Origin of the sequence: Actinacidiphila oryziradicis (genome assembly GCF_005047355.1) — a bacterium.
Lineage (GTDB): Bacteria > Actinomycetota > Actinomycetes > Streptomycetales > Streptomycetaceae > Actinacidiphila > Actinacidiphila oryziradicis.
Window position 1 is genome coordinate 1 of record NZ_SUMC01000356.1, and the last position, 1,077, is coordinate 1,077.

Annotated in this window: 1 pseudogene; it reads right to left on the reverse strand. The window is 73.4% G+C overall.

Annotated elements, in window-relative coordinates:
* Positions 1-938: pseudogene (locus FCI23_RS55865) on the reverse strand (zinc ribbon domain-containing protein); the annotation flags it as partial.
* Positions 939-1,077 lie beyond the last annotated feature (139 nt).

The window sequence follows — 1,077 nt, forward strand, 5'->3', positions numbered from 1 at the left end:
ACCACCGGCTTGGCCGGGCCCTGGCCGGTCAGGCGGCCCAGGGTTCCGGTGAGCAGGGTGTTGACGCCCCAGTCGAAGCCGAGTGCCACACTATGCCCGCTCGCCTTGGTGGCCGGGACAGGCCGGGAGTGCGGCAGGTCAACGGCGATCCTCCCGGCCGGGGCGGGGCGCAGGGTCGGGGCGTGCAGCACCGCATCCGGTGCGATAGTGCCGGGCAGCCGGATGTCGACCACGTGCCAGCCCCAGTCCCGGCCCGTGGCCGGGGCCGCCCGCAGGGGGAGCTTGACCCGCAACCGGGCGGTGGCCGCATCCACCCGCTGAAGGGTGACCTGCTGGCGGTCCATCGCCGCCAGCAACACCTGCCCGGCCACCTGCGGCGGGCCCTCCAGGACGCACAGCCCGGCGGGCAGTTGCCCGTGCCCGGCCACGAACTGGCGGATCTGCCGGGTGCGGCTGCGGATCTCCGCACCGCTCACCCCGGCAGGCAGCAGCTCTCGCAGCGCCGCCCACTCCGCATCGGTGCGCCGGCCCGGATCAGCGGGCCAAGTGGCGAGGACAGCGGCCACAATACCGCGCCGGTGCAGAGCCAGCCGCAGGGTGCGGGCCGCGTACTCCTGGGCACCCCGGCGCACCCGGTCCGGGACATACACCCCCGCCGGGGGCGTGAGAGTCCGCGGCCAGTTCAGGCGACGCATCGCCATCCACCCCTTGGACGGCAGGTCTTGGCCCCACTCGTCCACCCCGGCGGCCAGCACGTCCAGGGAACCCTCATCCCACCGGGCGGCCACCAGAGCGCCGGTCAGCTCCCGGCTCAACCGGGCCAGAAAACCCACCCGTTCCAGCAAGACCCGCCGGCCGACCCGCTCGCCCGTACCCTCCAGGGCGCCACCGAAAGCGGTACACGTCGCCGTCGCCATCAACCTAGCCACGATCTTCACCCGCAACTCCGGCTCCGGCCCAGGATGTTCCATGCGGCCCCCGGCTTCGGCCAGAAGCCGCCGACGCGCCTCGCGTGAGCGCATCCCGTACACGCGACCGGCAAAGGTGGCCACCAGCGACATGAAATCGTCCAGCAGC